Origin of the sequence: Pseudomonas sp. DR208, from assembly GCF_019823005.1 — a bacterium.
GTDB lineage: Bacteria > Pseudomonadota > Gammaproteobacteria > Pseudomonadales > Pseudomonadaceae > Aquipseudomonas > Aquipseudomonas extremorientalis.
This window is the reverse complement of the sequence record NZ_CP081944.1, coordinates 1,750,086-1,766,326: the sequence shown is the minus strand read 5'-3', so window position 1 is coordinate 1,766,326 and position 16,241 is coordinate 1,750,086. Positions and strand designations below refer to the sequence as shown.

Here is a 16,241-nt window from a genome sequence, read left to right as displayed (position 1 = left end):
CTCAGTGGGAACGGTTATAGCCTAGACATACTTTGCAACAACCATGTTCCGCAAGAAGACTTTTGGGTAGGTGGTGCCTGAACCGGCCCCATCGGGGGCAAGCCCCCTCCCACATGTTGACCGCACCGCCTATCAAATGTGGGAGGGGGCTTGCCCCCGATGAGGCCCTGAAAAACCACTCAATAATCGAAGAACACCGTTTCCTTTTCTGTCCCCTGCAAAATCACATTCCACTGATACACCCCCGCCGCATCCTGCCGGGCGATCAAGGTGCCACGACGCTCCGAGGGCACACACGCCAGCAACGGGTCATCCCCATTCAGCGCCTCGCCCTCGAAATAAATCCGCGTGAGCAAGTGCTTCACCAACCCACGGGCAAACACCAGCACCACCAGGTGCGGCGCCTGGGTGGTGCCCTTCAGTCCCGGTACGGCGCCCGGCTTGATGGTGGTAAAGCGGAACCGCCCTTCGGCATCCACCGGCACCCGGCCGAACCCTTCGAAGTTCGGGTCCAGTGCCTTGTCCTGCTCATCTTCCGGGTGATCGTACTTGCCGGCGGCATTGGCCTGCCAGACTTCGAGCATGGCGTCGTTGACGACATCACCATTGCCATCCACCACCTGCCCGCTGATCGCCACACGCTCGCCAAGGGTGGCAGCCACGGTGAGGTCTTCGCGGTTCAGCCAGGTCAGGCCGATGTGGTAATACGGCCCGACGGTGTGGGACGTGGTCGCATTGAGTGTCATCTCATTTCTCCATCGGCGTGGCGTCGCGGCCGCGCAGGACGATGTCCCAGCGGTAGCCGAGGGCATAGGAAGGAATGGTTTTTTCCAGGTCGAAACGGGCGATCAAGCGTTCCTTGGCCGAGGTGTCCGGCACGCAGTTGTAGATCGGGTCGTATTCCAGCAGCGGGTCGCCGGGGAAATACATCTGCGTGACCAGGCGCGTCAGCACGCTCGGGCCGAACAGCGAAAAGTGGACATGCGCCGGGCGCCACGCGTTGTGGTGGTTGCCCCAGGGATACGCGCCGGGCTTGATGGTCTGGAACTGGTACCAGCCGTCGGCGTCGGTGACCGTGCGGCCGGTGCCGGTGAAGTTCGGGTCCAGGGGCGCATCGTGCAGGTCGCGCTTGTGGTTGTAGCGGCCGGCGGCGTTGGCCTGCCAGATCTCCACGAGGATGCCCGGCACCGGCAGGCCGTTTTCGTCGAGCACGCGGCCGTGAATGATGATGCGTTCGCCTTGGGGCTCGCCTTCATGCTGGGCGGTGAGGTCGTTGTCCTTCGGGTTGACCCGCTCGGCGCCGATGGTCGGGCCGGTGATTTCCGACAAGGAATGGGGCAGGAACACCAAAGGCTGCGACGGCGAACGCAGGTTCGTCGACTGGTAGGCCGGGTGCAGGTAATCCGGTTGAGTGCCCGCTTGCGGGCGCCGGTATCCGGGCTTGTCACTCATGGAGCAATCCTCTCTTGTTAGATGCGTTCAATCGCCAGGGCCAGGCCTTGACCGACGCCCACGCACATGGTCGCCAGGCCTTTGCGGCCGCCGGTTTTTTCAAGCTGATGCAACGCCGTCAGCACCAGCCGCGCGCCGCTCATGCCCAGCGGATGGCCAAGGGCAATGGCGCCGCCGTTCGGATTGACCTGGGGTGCGTCGTCGGCAATGCCCAGCTCACGCAAGACGGCCAGGCCTTGGCTGGCGAAGGCCTCGTTGAGTTCGATCACGTCAAAGTCGGTGACGGCCAAGCCAAGGCGCTCGACCAGTTTGCGCACGGCCGGCACCGGGCCGATGCCCATCACCCGTGGCGCGACACCAGCGCTGGCCATGCCCAATACGCGAGCGCGAGCGGTCAGGCCATGTTTCTTGACCGCTTCGGCGGAAGCCAGGATCAGCGCCGCCGCACCGTCATTCACACCCGATGCATTGCCGGCGGTAACCGTTTTGTCAGGACCATTGACTGGCTTGAGTTTGGCCAGGGCTTCCAGGGTGGTGTCCCGTGGATGCTCGTCCTGCTCTACCACGGTTTCGCCTTTTTTATGGGCGACCCGCACCGGCACGATTTCTTCGGCGAAGAAACCGGCGGCTTGCGCGGCGGCAGTGCGTTGCTGGCTGCGCAGGGCAAAGGCGTCCTGGTCGGCACGGGAGACCTTGTAATCGTCGGCGACGTTATCGGCGGTCTGTGGCATCGCATCCACGCCGTACTGCTCTTTCATCAACGGGTTGATAAAACGCCAGCCGATGGTGGTGTCTTCCAGCTTCATGTTGCGCGAGAACGCCGCGTCGGCCTTACCCATCACGAACGGCGCGCGGGACATCGACTCGACGCCGCCGGCAATCGCCAGCTCCATTTCGCCGCTGGCAATTGCACGGAAAGCGGTGCCAATCGCGTCCATCCCCGAGGCGCACAAACGGTTGAGGGTCACGCCCGGAATGCTTTCCGGCAAGCCCGCCAGCAACAGCGCCATGCGCGCCACGTTGCGGTTGTCTTCACCGGCCTGGTTGGCGCAGCCGAGGAAGACCTCATCGACTGCCGTCCAATCCACCGACGGGTTGCGCTCGATCAAGGCCTTGATCGGCAGCGCCGCCAGGTCATCAGCCCGCACGGTGGACAGGCCACCGCCAAAACGGCCGATGGGGGTACGAATGGCGTCACAGATAAATACATCGCGCATCAGGCTTCTCCCGGTGCTTGGCCATGGGCGGCCGCAGTGCGTGCTTCAAGGTCACGCAGGGCGGTCAGCTCTACATCAGTGGGTTCGGCGGTGGTGTCGACCTGCTCGGCAAACCGAATCGCCCAACCGGTGGCGGCCACCACTTGCTCGCGGGTCACGCCCGGATGCAGCGCGGTGACTACGAACTCATTTGTACCGGCTTCCGGCTCCATGATGCACAGGTCGGTAATGATCCCTACAGGCCCTGCGCCCGGCAGGCCCAGGCGCTTGCGCGAGTCGCCGCCTTCGCCGTGGCCGACCGAGGTGATGAAGTCCAGTTGGTCGACAAACGAACGCGCCGACTGCTTGAGGATGATCAGCACGCTCTTGGCCGAACCGGCGATCTCCGGCGCGCCACCGGCACCCGGCAGGCGCACTTTGGGCTGGTGGTAGTCACCCACCACGGTGGTGTTGATGTTGCCGAAGCGGTCGACCTGGGCGGCACCGAGGAAGCCCACGTCGATGCGCCCGCCCTGCAGCCAGTAGCGGAAGATCTCGCCGGTCGGTACCACGGTGTCGGCGGTTTCCGCCAGTTCGCCATCACCGATGGACAGTGGCAGTACCGATGGCTTGGCGCCAATCGGGCCGGACTCGTAGATCAGCACCACATCTGGCGACGACGTCAGTCGCGCCAGGTTGGCCGCCTTGGACGGCAAGCCGATGCCAACGAAGCACACGGAGCCGTTCTTGAGGCGGCGCGCGGCGGCAACGGTCATCATTTCATTGGTCGAGTAAGCCATTACTTGGCCTCCTGCGCGGTGGCCAGCCTGGCCTGGAATTCGGTGAAATCGGCGGTGCCGTGGATGTATTCGTTGATCCAAGCGGTAAAGGTCCCGCGGTCGCGGGCGATCGGGTCCCACGCCTGGTAGAAGCGGTTATCGCGCTCGTTGTAACCATGAGCGTAGGACGGGTGCGCGCCACCAGGTACATGGCACACCGCCGTCAGGGCCCAGGTCGGCAAGACGCAGCTGTTCATCGGTGCATTCAGGTCATCGACGATTTCTTCGACGGTGACGATGCAGCGCTTGGCCGCCAGGGCCGCTTCCTTCTGCACACCGAGGATGCCCCACAGCAGCACATTGCCCTTGCGGTCGGCTTTTTGCGCGTGGATCACGGTGACGTCCGGTCGCACCGACGGCACCGCCGCCAGCACTTCGCCGGTGAATGGGCAGGTCACGGTCTTGATCAGCGGGTTGACCTTGGGCAGGTCGGAACCGGCGTAGGCACGCAACACCGCAAATGGCAGGCCCGACGCACCGGCGACGTAGGCATTGGCCAGGTCGGCGTGGCTGTGTTCTTCGATTTCCAGCGGTTGCGGCCATTGCTTCTCGACCGCGTCGCGCAAGCGATGCAGGGAACCCACGCCGGGGTTGCCGCCCCAGGAGAAAATCAACTTGCGGGCACAGCCGGCGCCGATCAACTGGTCGTAGATCAGGTCAGGCGTCATACGCACCAGCGTCAGGTCTTTCTTGCCCTGACGAATGATTTCATGACCCGCTGCCGTAGGGATCAGATGGGTAAAGCCTTCGAGGGCGACGGTGTCGCCGTCGTTCACAAATTGCTTCACCGCGTCACGCAGCGCGAGGATTTCAGCCATGGGGTTCGGGCTCCCGGTGTGGATCGAAAAAGGCGCTGAGGTGGCGCCGAAGTGCTTGAAGATTAAGCCGGGGAAATGGGCCAAACAATCCGATAATCGACTCAGCGTTCGATTATCGAACGGATTGTTGCTTGGCTAAGTATTAGGCAAAACTCGATAACTGTGGGAGTGGGCTTGCCCCCTCCCACAGGCCTCAGGTGGCGTCGGCATGGCTGACCATGCCTTTGATCACCACGGCCGTGGTGGCCAATGCGGCGGGGATCACCAGGGCGGTGAGCACTTGCTCGAAGTTCCAGCCCAGGCCCAGCAAGGTCGCACCCATCCACGCGCCGAGGATCGCGCCGAAACGGCCGATGCCGAGCATCCACGACACACCCGTGGCACGGCCTTGAGTGGGGTAGAAACGTGCGGCCAGGGAAGGCATCGCCGATTGCGCACCGTTGACACACATCCCGGCAATCAGCACCAGGGTCGCCAGTAAGGTGATATTGCCCAGGCTCTGCCCTACCGCGTAGGCAAACACCCCGGCCAGCAGGTAGAACGTGCCGATGACCTTGTGTGGATTGAACCGGTCCATCGCCCAGCCCACGCCCACCGCGCTCAACACACCACCGAACTGGAACAACGCGCCGATAAACGCGGCCTGCTCCATGCTCGCGCCGCTGTCGCGCATCAGGGTCGGCAGCCAACTGGTGAGCAGGTACACGATCACCAGGCCCATGAAGTAGGTAAGCCACAGCAACAACGTACCGGCGCTGTAGGTGCCGGAGAAGATCACCGCAAACACGTTGCGTGCCTTGACGGTTTTTTGCTCGGGCACACTGAAACTGCTGGCTTGGGCGACGATGTTCGGCTCAATGGGCGACAAGGTTTTGCGCACCTTGTCCGTACCCCGATTGCGCACCACCAGGTAGCGCGCCGATTCCGGCAGCCATACCAGCAACACCAGCGCCAGGATCAACGGCAGGATGCCGCCGATCAGCAGCAGGCTGTGCCAACCGAACGCCGGGATCAGCTTGGCCGAGATAAACCCGCCACCGGCCATGCCCAGGTTGAAGCCACAGAACATGCTGGTCACCAGCAACGACTTGTGGCGCTCAGGGGTGTATTCGGACAGCAGCGTGGTGGCATTCGGCATGCCGGCGCCCAGGCCGAGCCCGGTCAGGAAGCGCAGCACCAGCAGTTGATCGACGTTGCTGCTGTAGGCCGACGCCAGGCTGAACGCACCAAACACCAGCACCGCGCCTACCAGCACCACTTTGCGCCCGAAGCGATCCGCCAGCGGGCCGGAGCCGAGTGCGCCGAAGACCATGCCGATCAACGCGGCGCTCATCACCGGACCGAGGCTGGCGCGGTCGATGCCCCAATCCTGGGACAGCGCCGGCGCGATAAAGCCCATGGCGGCAGTGTCGAGGCCATCGAGGAAAACAATCAGGAAACACAGGATCACCACGCGCCACTGGTAACGGGACAGTGGCTGGGTGTTGATGAAGGACTGCACGTCCAAGGAAGTACCGACAGAGGGCTGATTCATTGTTTTTATTTCCACACCGATGGCGGGCTGACGACCTTGGGTCGTCGTTATTATTGAGCGCTCCCTGGAGCGCTGTCGCACAGTAATAAGCCAGGGAAAACAGCGCAATCGACCCAACCGGGATCTGTGCGGTCACCGAACAGCTTAGGCAAACAGCTGCGCACTCAACTCGCGGCTGGCACTGAGCATGCTCGGCAGGAAGCGCTGTTCCAGCTCGCTGCGGCTGACACGGCCGGCGTGGGTGCTGACGTTCAGCGCAGCCAGCACCTGGCCCGAGGCGTCATACACCGGCACCGCGATCGAGCGCAGGCCCTGCTCCAGTTCCTGGTCGACAATGCACCAGCCTTGCTGACGCACCTTTTGCAGGCAGTCGAACAGCGCGGCGGGCGTGGTCAGGGTGCGGCTGGTCTTGGTCTGCAGGTCGGCGTGGTCGAGGTAATCCTGCAGCGAGGCGTCATCCAGCGCCGCGAGCAAGATGCGGCCCATGGAGGTGCAGTAGGCCGGCAGCCGTCCGCCCACCGACAGGTCCACCGAAATCAGGCGCTGGGTGGTGGCCGAACGGGCGATGTAGAGAATGTCGTCGCCTTCGAGGGTCGCCATGTTGCAGGCTTCGTGGAGTTGCTCGCTCATGCGGTCCAGATAAGGCTGGGCCGACACCGCCAGTGGTGTGGAGGACAGGTAGGCATGGCCCAGGGTCAGGACTTTGGGCAACAGCGAATAGGTACGCCCATCGGTAGTGGCGTAGCCGAGCTTGATCAAGGTGTGCAGGCAACGGCGCACGGCGGCGCGGGGGATTTCGGTGCGGTGGCTGATCTGGGCGATGGTGAGGTGGCGCTTGCGCTCCTGGAACGCCTGCACCACGGCCAGGCCACGGGCCAGGGAGGTCATGAAGTCCGGATCACCGGTAAACGCCTGGATACGCTTGGCCGGGGACGCAACGATCGGCGGCGCCACTGACGCGAAAGAGTTGCGCAATTGATCGTTCATGTCGGGATCCTTTGTCTTATTGTCAACCGCAGGGGAGGATTGGCCACTATTACAAGCTGCGTCAGCCGAGATGTACAAGGCAGGGCCGACAACATTGTGCGATTATCGGACGACCATTCGATTATCGCAATTTGCTCGCAACCTCCCCCTTCACCCACGGCGGATTGAAAAAAAACCAGAGGCCTCTTATTAACGTTTGAAGTTTGGATGGATTCATGACACCCGAATGTGTGCAATAACCAATAGGCGCGTGTAACAAAACACTCATACAAAGTTGACGGTTTTTAACTTTATACCGATAGTGTTATTCAAATGCGCCGCTATAATGCACCCTGTGTACTGGTCCACCCGGTTTCATTATCGGCAAAGGAGCTGGGCACATGATGCACAGGCCGTGCATCGTCGATAGCAACTATCTGCCTTGAATGACGGCACTAGCAGTGTTCACCCATGTCTGTTTCAAACTTGAACGCTATGGCGGTTCGACTTGAAACACCCTGAGGGCGCATTCCGGCATAACGCTGCAACGTATTGACACTCAACTTAATTAGGTAACGATGTGACGAAAGATGAACTGCGCGCGGAACTTGAGCGCCAGGAGCAACGTTACAAGGACGTTTACGGCGGGGAAGTCACCACCTACGCCGCCCAGCCTGAACCTGAACGCAAACCATGGCGCAAGCGCGCCAGCCTGCTTGACCAGGCATTTGCACAGGAAATCCAAAAGATTGAACAGGAACTCAAAACCGAAGAGCCCTAGGCGATTCGGTTCGAGCCTCAAGGTTTTGGCCCAGGTTGATGGCGTTTAGCCATCACCCAGAAATCTTGCACCCTAACAAGAACGGTAAAATTTCATACAAATGTTTCAGTCGTGACGTTTTTGTGACAATCCCCCGCTTCTGGCGCCCTCTGCCATATAAATCAAAGACTTGCCCAAGCCCCGAAAACCCTGGGATGCGCGCCTTTTTCGGGATTTTTTTCAGGGAAGATTGATACCGATGAGCAGCTAGTGCATCGATTACTGAGGTTTTCTGGCATAATCGCGCCCCCTTACGACCGGGTCAGAAAACCTTCATGATCGATTTATTCAGCGGACTGGATGCTTGGGTTCTCGTGAGCCTGTTGCTCGCCCTGGCCTTTGTCCTCGCCTTCGAGTTCATCAATGGCTTTCATGACACCGCTAACGCGGTGGCCACAGTCATCTATACCAAAGCCATGCCGCCGCACCTGGCCGTGTTCTTCTCCGGGGTGTTCAACTTCCTCGGCGTATTGCTCGGTGGTGTCGGTGTCGCCTACGCCATCGTGCACTTGCTGCCGGTGGAGTTGCTGATCAATGTGAACACCGGCCATGGCCTGGCGATGGTCTTCTCTTTATTGGCGGCAGCGATCACCTGGAACCTGGGCACCTGGTACTTCGGTATCCCGGCCTCCAGCTCCCACACCCTGATCGGCTCGATCCTCGGGGTCGGCCTGGCCAATGCCCTGATCAACGACATTCCCCTGGCTGACGGTGTGAACTGGCAGAAAGCCGTGGATATCGGCGCTTCGCTGGTGTTCTCGCCGATGGCCGGCTTCCTGGTTGCAGCCCTGGTGCTGATCGGCCTGAAGTGGTGGCGTCCGCTGTCCAAGATGCACAAGACCCCGGACCAGCGCCGCAAGCTCGATGACAAGAAACACCCGCCGTTCTGGAACCGCCTGGTGCTGGTGATTTCCGCCATGGCCGTGAGTTTCGTGCACGGCTCCAACGACGGCCAGAAGGGTATCGGCCTGATCATGCTGGTGCTGATCGGTATCGTGCCGGCGCAGTTCGTGCTCGACCTGGGCAGCACCACCTACCAGATCGAACGGACCCGCGACGCCACCGTGCATTTGAGCCAGTTCTACCAGCGTAACAACGCCACGCTCGGCGAGTTCCTGGCCCTGGGCAAAAGCGTGCAGAACGACCTGCCAGGCAAGTTCCAGTGCAATCCACAGCAGACCGAGCCGACCATCAACGCGCTGGTCGACACACTCAAAGGCGTGTCCGACTATCACGCGCTGACGGCGGACCAGCGTATTGAAGTGCGCCGCTACCTGCTCTGCCTGGACGACACCGCGAAGAAAGTCGGCAAGCTGCCAGGCCTGGATGCCCGTGAGAAATCCGACCTCGACAAACTGCGCAAAGACCTGACCGCCACTACCGAATACGCCCCGTTCTGGGTGATCCTTGCCGTCGCACTGGCCTTGGGACTGGGCACCATGGTGGGCTGGAAGCGTGTGGTACTGACCATCGGCGAGAAGATCGGCAAGCAAGGCATGACCTATGCCCAGGGCATGTCGGCACAGATCACCACCGCGACCATGATTGGCTTTGCCAACATCTTCGCGTTGCCGGTGTCGACTACCCACGTGCTGTCGTCGGGCGTGGCCGGCACCATGGTCGCCAACAAAAGCGGCCTGCAGGGCGGCACCGTGAAGACCATCCTGATGGCCTGGGTACTGACCCTGCCGGCAACCGTGGCCCTGTCGGCCGGGTTGTTCTGGTTGGCTTCCAAGGCGCTGGGCAGCTGATAAGCCGCCTGCGATAAAAAAGGTGCGATCCGCGAGGGACGCACCTTTTTTTATGATCACTATTGCGTTAATTCAGGCGCAAAAAAAAGGGCGACCGAAGTCGCCCAAAATGCCTTGCGTGCTCATGTAACCTGGAAAAACTATGGTTTTTTCCGCTTGTTCGCGTCTTTCCAGATAAAAATTCCAAACCCTACAAAAAACATCACCATCAGGCTTACCGTCAGCACTCCGGCGAACACCACATTATCGATAAACATGACCGGCCTCCTGCGCTTGCCCTGTTGCGATAGGGCTAAGTTAATGGAGAAGGCGGATTGGAAAATTGACGGGGATCAATGTCGCCCGCGACGGGGCGTAAAGAAGGGCAATAACTGACCTGCATCAATGGATGCAGGTACTTTCAACGCTTTTTTGGCTTGTTCTTCGATTTCTTTTTAACTTTGCCGAGTGGCATTGCCTGTTCAAATGCCTGGCGGACTTCATTCAGGCGTTTGTCATTGAGGTCGTGAGCGCGCTTGGCGCGCTCGGCATTCAGGTCGATCAGCTTGTCGTCTTCACTCATGGCTTGGCTTACGTCGTGGAGGGAATGGCCCAATAATGCGGCCTCCCCCGCTCAACGGCAAATCAGCGGGCGACAAAAGGCAGGTCATCGCACAAAATCGCTGTTTTCCCGAACCAGGAGATTCACCCAGGTGGCACTGCACAAGGACCTTCCGCCGCTGCTGGCGCTGCGCGCCTTCGAAGCCGTGGCGCGGCACTTGAGTTTTATCAAGGCCGCCAGCGAGTTGTCAGTGACCCAGAGCGCGCTGAGCCATCAGGTGCAAAAGCTTGAGCAGCACCTGGGCAAACCCTTGTTTATCCGACGCACCCGTGCGATCGATCTGACCACCGACGGCCAACAGTACTACGACGAAATCCGCCCAGCCCTCGATGCCATCGCCGCCGCCACACGCGCCCAGCGGGTCACCCCCAGCGCCACCGTGCTGCGCATCGGCTTGCTGGCCTCCTTTGCGACCCTGTGGCTGGCGCCCCGCCTGGCAGGCTTTCTCAATCGCTACCCACATATCCAGGTGGAATTGTTGCCGGCCATTCAATTGGCAGACGTGGCAGGTGCCGAGGTCGACCTGGCCATCCGTTATGGCAAAGGCGACTGGCCCGACGTGCAGGCCACGCGACTGATGCCGGAAATCATCTCGCCGGTGTGCAGCCCGACGTTCAAGGCAACGCAAGACAGCCCATTGCTGATGGCCACTTCGCACCGCCCCTTTGAATGGACCGACTGGTCCGAGCACTATCAGGTCGACCTCGGTCACCACCCCCGCGTAATGCTGCACGACTACAACATCGTGGTCGAAGCCGCCGTGGCCGGCCAGGGCATCGCCATGGGCCGTCATCGCCTGATCGAGCGCAGGCTGCAGGACGGCAGCCTGGTGGAAGCCTTCGATTGGCCGCCCTATCACAGCGACATCGGCTACTGGTTGATCGCACCTCAAGGCATCACCAACGAAGCCGCCGCGTGTTTCAGCCAATGGCTGAGGGAAGCCTGCACCGATACGTGAGTTTTTTCGATACATCGCGTGAGATCTATCCGTTTGTCGCGCCTCGATACAGCCAACATGCTGAAGCCTCCCGACCCAAGAGGATTCATCATGAGCGACTCCCTCCGCCAACGCGTGCAAGCCCTTGGCCTCACGCTGCCAACCCCCAGCCAGCCGATCGCCAACTACATCAACCACGTGGTCAGCCAGAATCACCTGTTCGTCTCCGGGCAAATCCCACTGGTGGATGGTAAACCCGCCTATGTGGGCCGGTTGGGCGAGTCCCTCAGCGATGCAGAAGGTGCACAAGCAGCGGAACTCGCTGCGCTGGGCCTGCTGGGGCAGTTGAGCAATGCCCTTGGCGATGACCTGTCGCGCCTGGTGCGCACCGTGCGCCTGGGAGTATTCATCGCCAGCAGCGGCGACTTCATGCAACAGAGCGTGGTGGCCAACGGTGCCTCCAACCTGCTGGTCAATGCGCTTGGCGAAAAAGGCCGACATGTGCGCACCGCCGTCGGCGTGTCCAGCCTGCCGGCCGGTGTGGCCGTGGAGGTTGATGCGATTTTCGAGCTGCACCCATGAGCCCGCTTGAAGTCCAGCACCTGCGGGATGACACGCCCGGCTGCCAGTCCGGCATCGTGCACTTCAACCATGCCGGCGCCTCGCTGCCCAGCCAGGCAACCCTCGACGCGATCTTCGAACAACTGCAACGGGAGGCTCGCGACGGCCCGATGGAAGCCGGCGAACATGGCGCCGTGCTGGTGGAAAGAGCCCGCCGCGCCGCCGCACAACTGCTCAACGCTCCCGCCTCATCCATCGCGTTTGCCAGCAGTGGTTCGACCGCCTGGAGCCTGGCGTTCCAGGCCCTGGGACCCTGGCAACCCGGCGACCGCATTCTGGTAGGCCGTCACGAATGGGGCGGCAACCTGGCCAGCATGGAACTGGCGGTGCAAGCGGGTGCCCGCGTGGAAGTCATCCCCTGCGATGCAAGCGGCGCGGTCTGCCCGGTGGCGTTGGAGTCGATGCTCGATGCCAGGGTGAAGCTGATCGACCTTACGTGGCTCCCGGCCAACGGCGGCCTGATCAACCCCGCCCAGGCCATCGGTGACCTGGCCAGGCGTCACGCCATCCCCTACTTCATCGACGCCGGCCAGGCCGTCGGCCAGGTGCCGGTGGACGTACAAGCATTGCAGTGCGATGTGCTCAAGTCCGCCGGAAGAAAGCATCTGCGCGGTCCACGCGGGACGGCGCTGTTGTATGTGCGGCCGGATTTCCTCGGGCGCCTGAACCCGGCCCAACGCGATGTGTTTTCGGCGCCCTGGACCGCCCAGGGTTTCGACCTGCGCAATGACGCACGGCGCTTTGAAACCAGCGAGGCATCCTTCGCCTTGCTGGCCGGGCTGGGCAATGCGCTGCAGGAGATGAATCGGCTGGGCATCGAGCGCGCCTGGGAGAGGGTTTCGCAGACCAGCGCGCAAATCCGTGAAGCGTTGCGTGGGATTGCGGGCGTTACCCTGCATGACCTGGGCACTTGCCAATCCGGCTTGATCGCCTTCAACCTCGCCGGCTGGGATGCCTTTGAACTCAAGCGGCGCCTGGGCTTGAAACGCATCAATATCGGCGCCAACGGCGTGGCCTACACCCCGCTGGATATGCAGGCGCGTGGCCTGGAGAGCGTGGCGCGGATCTCGGTGAGCCCGCTCAACAACGAGCATGATATCGAGCTGCTGATAGCGGCTCTGCGCGAGTTGCGCGACTAAACCTCGACGTCCACCCAAAGGCCCTGGCGCGGTGCATCTTCGATCAGCGGCGCCACTGGCACGGTGTTGTCGGCATTCAACAAATCGCCCGGAATGGCCAGGTGCTGCTCCGGGTCTTCATCGGCTTCACGCCGGCGTCTCTGCTGTTCCTGCTGGCGGCGCTGTTCTTCGCGCAGCAAAAAGGTCGACGTCTCGGCATCGCCTTTTTTCAGGTCGATGGTGCTCTCGTTGGAGCCCGGCTGGACGGGCACCACGGGCGGGATGTCCGGCTTCTGGCGCACCGGATCGAGTTGTGACGTGACCGGCACAACGCTGACGGGCAGCATGGGTGGAAGCATAGTGATTATTCTCCTGATCAACAGGCTGTCGGCGGGTTGCAGGGTGACTTGAGCACAGGCTCGCCAACCTGTGACCCAGTCGACACTCCCAAGTGCCCGCCACCCGTCGATTCGGTTTCCGGCCCCCCACGCAAACGGAGTAGTTTTTGTCAGAGTCCTTGGGCGTGGGGGCTTGTTCCGTTAAGATAGTCGGCTTTTTCACGGCGGGAGTCAGGCAGCATGGCGCAGCAGTATCAACCGGGGCAACGCTGGATTAGTGACAGCGAAGCAGAGCTGGGGTTAGGCACCGTTCTGGCACAGGACGGGCGCTTGTTGACCGTGCTCTATCCGGCCACTGGCGACACTCGTCAGTATGCGCTACGGAATGCGCCCCTCACCCGCGTGAGGTTCTCGCCGGGCGACAGCATCACCCATTTCGAAGGCTGGAAAATGACCGTGCAGGAAGTCGACGACGTCGACGGCCTGCTGGTGTACCACGGCCTCAATGGGCAGAACGAGCAGGTCACCCTGCCGGAAACCCAACTCTCCAACTTCATCCAGTTCCGCCTGGCCAGCGACCGTCTGTTCGCCGGGCAGATCGACCCGCTGGCCTGGTTCTCGCTGCGCTATCACACCCTGGAACACACCAGCCGCCAGTTGCAGTCCTCGTTGTGGGGCCTGGGTGGCGTGCGTGCGCAGCCTATCGCGCACCAACTGCACATCGCCCGTGAAGTCGCCGACCGTATCGCGCCACGGGTCTTGCTGGCGGACGAAGTGGGCCTGGGCAAGACCATCGAAGCCGGCCTGGTGATCCATCGCCAACTGTTGTCGGGCCGCGCCAACCGCGTGTTGATCCTGGTTCCGGAAAACCTGCAGCACCAATGGCTGGTGGAAATGCGCCGCCGTTTCAACCTGCAGGTGGCGCTGTTCGACGAAGAACGTTTTATCGAAAGCGATGCCACCAACCCGTTCGAAGACACCCAGCTTGCGTTGGTCGCTCTGGAGTGGCTGGTCGACGACGAGAAGGCCCAGGACGCGCTATTTGCCGCCGGTTGGGACCTGCTGGTGGTCGACGAAGCCCACCACCTGGTGTGGCATGAAGACAAGGCCAGCCCCGAGTACGCGCTGGTCGAGCAACTGGCCGAAGTGATTCCCGGCGTGCTGCTGCTCACCGCCACCCCGGAGCAATTGGGCCAGGACAGCCACTTCGCGCGCCTGCGCCTGCTCGACCCGAACCGCTTCCATGACCTCGCCGCCTTCCGCGCCGAGAGCGAGAACTATCGCCCGGTGGCCGAAGCCGTGCAGGAGCTGCTGGACAAGGGTCGCCTGTCCCCTGCCGCACACAAGACCATCCAGGGTTTCCTCGGCGACGAAGGTGAAGCCCTGCTCACCGCCGTCAACGATGGCGACACCGAAGCCAGCGCCCGCCTGGTGCGTGAGCTGCTCGACCGCCACGGCACCGGCCGTGTGCTGTTCCGCAACACCCGCGCCGCCGTGCAGGGTTTCCCGGAGCGCAAGCTGCACGCCTACCCGCTGCCAAACCCGGACGAATACCTGGAGCTGCCGCTGGGCGAACACGCCGAGCTGTACCCCGAAGTCAGCTTCCAGGCGCAGCCGGACGTCGAAGAAGAAAACCGCTGGTGGCGCTTCGACCCTCGGGTCGAATGGCTGATCGACCAGCTGAAAATGCTCAAGCGCACCAAGGTCCTGGTGATCTGCGCCCACGCCGAAACTGCCATGGACCTGGAAGACGCCCTGCGCGTACGCTCCGGCATTCCGGCCACGGTGTTCCACGAGGGCATGAACATCCTTGAGCGTGACCGCGCCGCCGCCTACTTCGCCGATGAAGAGTTTGGCGCCCAGGTGTTGATCTGCTCGGAAATCGGCAGTGAAGGCCGCAACTTCCAGTTCTCCCACCACCTGGTGCTGTTCGACCTGCCGTCCCACCCCGACCTGCTGGAACAGCGCATCGGCCGTCTGGACCGGATCGGCCAGAAGCACGTGATCGAACTGCACGTGCCGTACCTGGAAACCAGCCCGCAAGAGCGCCTGTTCCAGTGGTACCACGAAGCGCTGAACGCGTTCCTCAACACCTGCCCGACCGGCAACGCCTTGCAGCATCAGTTCGGCCCGCGCCTGCTGCCGCTGCTGGAAAACGCCGACGACGGCGAGTGGCAAGCCCTGATCGACGAGGCCCGTGCCGAGCGCGAGCGCCTGGAAGAAGAGCTGCACACCGGTCGCGACCGCCTGCTGGAACTCAATTCCGGCGGCGCAGGTGAAGGTGATGCCCTGGTCGAAGACATCCTCGAGCAAGACGACCAGTTCGCCCTGCCGATCTACATGGAAACCCTGTTCGACGCGTTCGGTATCGACAGCGAAGACCATTCGGAAAACGCACTGATCCTCAAGCCCAGCGAAAAAATGCTCGACGCCAGCTTCCCCCTGGGCGACGACGAAGGGGTGACCATCACCTACGACCGTAACCAGGCGCTGTCCCGTGAAGATATGCAGTTCATCACCTGGGAACACCCGATGGTGCAGGGCGGCATGGACCTGGTGCTGTCCGGCTCCATGGGCAACACCGCCGTGGCACTGATCAAGAACAAGGCGCTCAAGCCGGGCACCGTGTTGCTGGAACTGCTCTACGTCAGCGAAGTGGTTGCCCCGCGCTCCCTGCAACTGGGCCGTTACCTGCCGCCGGCCGCCCTGCGCTGCCTGTTGGATGCGAACGGCAACGACCTGTCCAGCCGCGTGTCGTTCGAAACCCTCAACGACCAGTTGGAAAGCGTGCCACGCGCCAGCGCCAACAAGTTCGTGCAGGCCCAGCGCGATCAACTCACGCCACGGATCAACGCCGGTGAAGAGAAGATCACCCCGCGCCACGCCGAGCGTGTGGCCGAGGCCAAGCGCCGCCTGGCGGCGGACACCGACGAAGAACTGGCGCGCCTGACGGCGTTGCAAGCGGTCAACCCGACCGTGCGTGACAGTGAGCTGGTGGCCCTGCGCAATCAGCGCGAGCAAGGTTTGGCCATGCTGGACAAGGCGGCGCTGCGGTTGGAAGCGATTCGGGTGTTGGTGGCGGGTTGATCACCGCCCTGCCCTGTTAAATGAAAAAGACCCGCGCAATGCGGGTCTTTTTCATTGGCCCTGGAGGCCCCATCGGGGGCAAGCCCCCTCCCACAACTGATCGGTGATCGACATGACAGCACCGTCAAATGTGGGAGGGGGCTTGCCCCCCATGGCGTCACCT

The 16,241-nt window shown here is 62.0% G+C and carries 16 protein-coding genes; 6 read left to right on the top strand and 10 right to left on the bottom strand.

Annotated features, from left to right (window positions below; genetic code table 11):
• Positions 1 to 179: 179 nt before the first annotated feature.
• From pcaG to pcaR, 7 genes are all read right to left on the bottom strand, one after another.
• Positions 180 to 746 carry a protocatechuate 3,4-dioxygenase subunit alpha gene (pcaG, locus tag K5K89_RS07765; RefSeq protein WP_222541142.1) on the bottom strand — a complete coding sequence of 189 codons (567 nt, stop codon included), beginning with the start codon at positions 744 to 746 and terminating at the stop codon, positions 180 to 182.
• 1 nt (position 747) lies between these two features.
• Positions 748 to 1,452: a protocatechuate 3,4-dioxygenase subunit beta gene (gene pcaH, locus K5K89_RS07760; protein WP_092241276.1), complete on the bottom strand. Its 705-nt coding sequence runs from the start codon at positions 1,450 to 1,452 to the stop codon at positions 748 to 750.
• 17 nt (positions 1,453 to 1,469) lie between these two features.
• On the bottom strand, positions 1,470 to 2,672 hold the full coding sequence (gene pcaF / locus K5K89_RS07755) for a 3-oxoadipyl-CoA thiolase (protein ID WP_170856036.1): 1,203 nt from the start codon (positions 2,670 to 2,672) through the stop codon (positions 1,470 to 1,472).
• On the bottom strand, positions 2,669 to 3,448 hold the full coding sequence (locus K5K89_RS07750) for a CoA-transferase subunit beta (RefSeq protein ID WP_092241272.1): 780 nt from the start codon (positions 3,446 to 3,448) through the stop codon (positions 2,669 to 2,671). Before K5K89_RS07750 ends, pcaF begins: the two co-directional genes overlap by 4 nt.
• The gene (locus K5K89_RS07745; RefSeq protein WP_092241270.1) at positions 3,448 to 4,305 is read right to left on the bottom strand and encodes a CoA transferase subunit A; all 858 of its coding nucleotides are present in this window, start codon (positions 4,303 to 4,305) and stop codon (positions 3,448 to 3,450) included. Before K5K89_RS07745 ends, K5K89_RS07750 begins: the two co-directional genes overlap by 1 nt.
• A gap of 193 nt (positions 4,306 to 4,498) precedes the next feature.
• On the bottom strand, positions 4,499 to 5,839 hold the full coding sequence (locus K5K89_RS07740) for an MFS transporter (RefSeq protein ID WP_102591661.1): 1,341 nt from the start codon (positions 5,837 to 5,839) through the stop codon (positions 4,499 to 4,501).
• Positions 5,840 to 5,983: 144 nt separating this feature from the next.
• Entirely contained in the window at positions 5,984 to 6,826 is an 843-nt protein-coding gene (gene pcaR / locus K5K89_RS07735; RefSeq protein ID WP_222541141.1) for a pca regulon transcriptional regulator PcaR, read from the bottom strand.
• 559 nt (positions 6,827 to 7,385) lie between these two features.
• On the opposite strand from pcaR, the gene K5K89_RS07730 reads away from it, so the two are divergent.
• Positions 7,386 to 7,586 (top strand): hypothetical protein, encoded by a 201-nt coding sequence (locus tag K5K89_RS07730; protein ID WP_003189295.1) that lies wholly within the window; start codon positions 7,386 to 7,388, stop codon positions 7,584 to 7,586.
• 314 nt (positions 7,587 to 7,900) lie between these two features.
• Positions 7,901 to 9,376 carry an inorganic phosphate transporter gene (locus K5K89_RS07725; RefSeq protein ID WP_092241266.1) on the top strand — a complete coding sequence of 492 codons (1,476 nt, stop codon included), beginning with the start codon at positions 7,901 to 7,903 and terminating at the stop codon, positions 9,374 to 9,376.
• 140 nt (positions 9,377 to 9,516) lie between these two features.
• Here the strand turns inward: K5K89_RS07725 and ccoM are convergent, their stop codons facing one another.
• Both ccoM and K5K89_RS07720 read right to left on the bottom strand, forming a co-directional pair.
• Positions 9,517 to 9,633 (bottom strand): cytochrome c oxidase subunit CcoM, encoded by a 117-nt coding sequence (ccoM, locus tag K5K89_RS28785; protein WP_010212341.1) that lies wholly within the window; start codon positions 9,631 to 9,633, stop codon positions 9,517 to 9,519.
• A gap of 143 nt (positions 9,634 to 9,776) precedes the next feature.
• On the bottom strand, positions 9,777 to 9,938 hold the full coding sequence (locus K5K89_RS07720) for a hypothetical protein (RefSeq protein WP_222541140.1): 162 nt from the start codon (positions 9,936 to 9,938) through the stop codon (positions 9,777 to 9,779).
• Positions 9,939 to 10,068: 130 nt separating this feature from the next.
• Here K5K89_RS07720 and K5K89_RS07715 point away from each other — a divergent pair, with 130 nt between their 5' ends.
• The 3 genes from K5K89_RS07715 (at position 10,069) to K5K89_RS07705 (ending at position 12,674) form a co-directional block, all read left to right on the top strand.
• Entirely contained in the window at positions 10,069 to 10,935 is an 867-nt protein-coding gene (locus K5K89_RS07715) for a LysR substrate-binding domain-containing protein (RefSeq protein ID WP_222541139.1), read from the top strand.
• A gap of 90 nt (positions 10,936 to 11,025) precedes the next feature.
• Positions 11,026 to 11,496 (top strand): RidA family protein, encoded by a 471-nt coding sequence (locus K5K89_RS07710; RefSeq protein ID WP_222541138.1) that lies wholly within the window; start codon positions 11,026 to 11,028, stop codon positions 11,494 to 11,496.
• Positions 11,493 to 12,674: an aminotransferase class V-fold PLP-dependent enzyme gene (locus K5K89_RS07705; protein ID WP_071488860.1), complete on the top strand. Its 1,182-nt coding sequence runs from the start codon at positions 11,493 to 11,495 to the stop codon at positions 12,672 to 12,674. The genes K5K89_RS07710 and K5K89_RS07705 overlap by 4 nt, the downstream gene beginning before the upstream one ends.
• On the opposite strand, the gene K5K89_RS07700 is transcribed toward K5K89_RS07705, so the two are convergent.
• Entirely contained in the window at positions 12,671 to 13,012 is a 342-nt protein-coding gene (locus tag K5K89_RS07700) for an aspartate-semialdehyde dehydrogenase (RefSeq protein WP_092241258.1), read from the bottom strand. The genes K5K89_RS07705 and K5K89_RS07700 overlap by 4 nt on opposite strands.
• A 219-nt stretch (positions 13,013 to 13,231) precedes the next feature.
• On the opposite strand from K5K89_RS07700, the gene rapA reads away from it, so the two are divergent.
• Positions 13,232 to 16,078 (top strand): RNA polymerase-associated protein RapA, encoded by a 2,847-nt coding sequence (rapA, locus tag K5K89_RS07695; protein ID WP_071488858.1) that lies wholly within the window; start codon positions 13,232 to 13,234, stop codon positions 16,076 to 16,078.
• Positions 16,079 to 16,241 lie beyond the last annotated feature (163 nt).

Bases quoted from the DNA above. Each gene is read 5' to 3' on its own strand.
- K5K89_RS07725 (WP_092241266.1), top strand. From the start codon at position 7,901: ATGATCGATTTATTCAGCGGACTGGATGCTTGGGTTCTCGTGAGCCTG.
- K5K89_RS07745 (WP_092241270.1), bottom strand. From the start codon at position 4,305: ATGGCTGAAATCCTCGCGCTGCGTGACGCGGTGAAGCAATTTGTGAAC.
- pcaR (WP_222541141.1), bottom strand. From the start codon at position 6,826: ATGAACGATCAATTGCGCAACTCTTTCGCGTCAGTGGCGCCGCCGATC.
- pcaH (WP_092241276.1), bottom strand. From the start codon at position 1,452: ATGAGTGACAAGCCCGGATACCGGCGCCCGCAAGCGGGCACTCAACCG.
- K5K89_RS07700 (WP_092241258.1), bottom strand. From the start codon at position 13,012: ATGCTTCCACCCATGCTGCCCGTCAGCGTTGTGCCGGTCACGTCACAA.
- rapA (WP_071488858.1), top strand. From the start codon at position 13,232: ATGGCGCAGCAGTATCAACCGGGGCAACGCTGGATTAGTGACAGCGAA.
- ccoM (WP_010212341.1), bottom strand. From the start codon at position 9,633: ATGTTTATCGATAATGTGGTGTTCGCCGGAGTGCTGACGGTAAGCCTG.
- K5K89_RS07710 (WP_222541138.1), top strand. From the start codon at position 11,026: ATGAGCGACTCCCTCCGCCAACGCGTGCAAGCCCTTGGCCTCACGCTG.
- pcaG (WP_222541142.1), bottom strand. From the start codon at position 746: ATGACACTCAATGCGACCACGTCCCACACCGTCGGGCCGTATTACCAC.
- K5K89_RS07720 (WP_222541140.1), bottom strand. From the start codon at position 9,938: ATGAGTGAAGACGACAAGCTGATCGACCTGAATGCCGAGCGCGCCAAG.
- K5K89_RS07740 (WP_102591661.1), bottom strand. From the start codon at position 5,839: ATGAATCAGCCCTCTGTCGGTACTTCCTTGGACGTGCAGTCCTTCATC.
- K5K89_RS07750 (WP_092241272.1), bottom strand. From the start codon at position 3,448: ATGGCTTACTCGACCAATGAAATGATGACCGTTGCCGCCGCGCGCCGC.
- K5K89_RS07705 (WP_071488860.1), top strand. From the start codon at position 11,493: ATGAGCCCGCTTGAAGTCCAGCACCTGCGGGATGACACGCCCGGCTGC.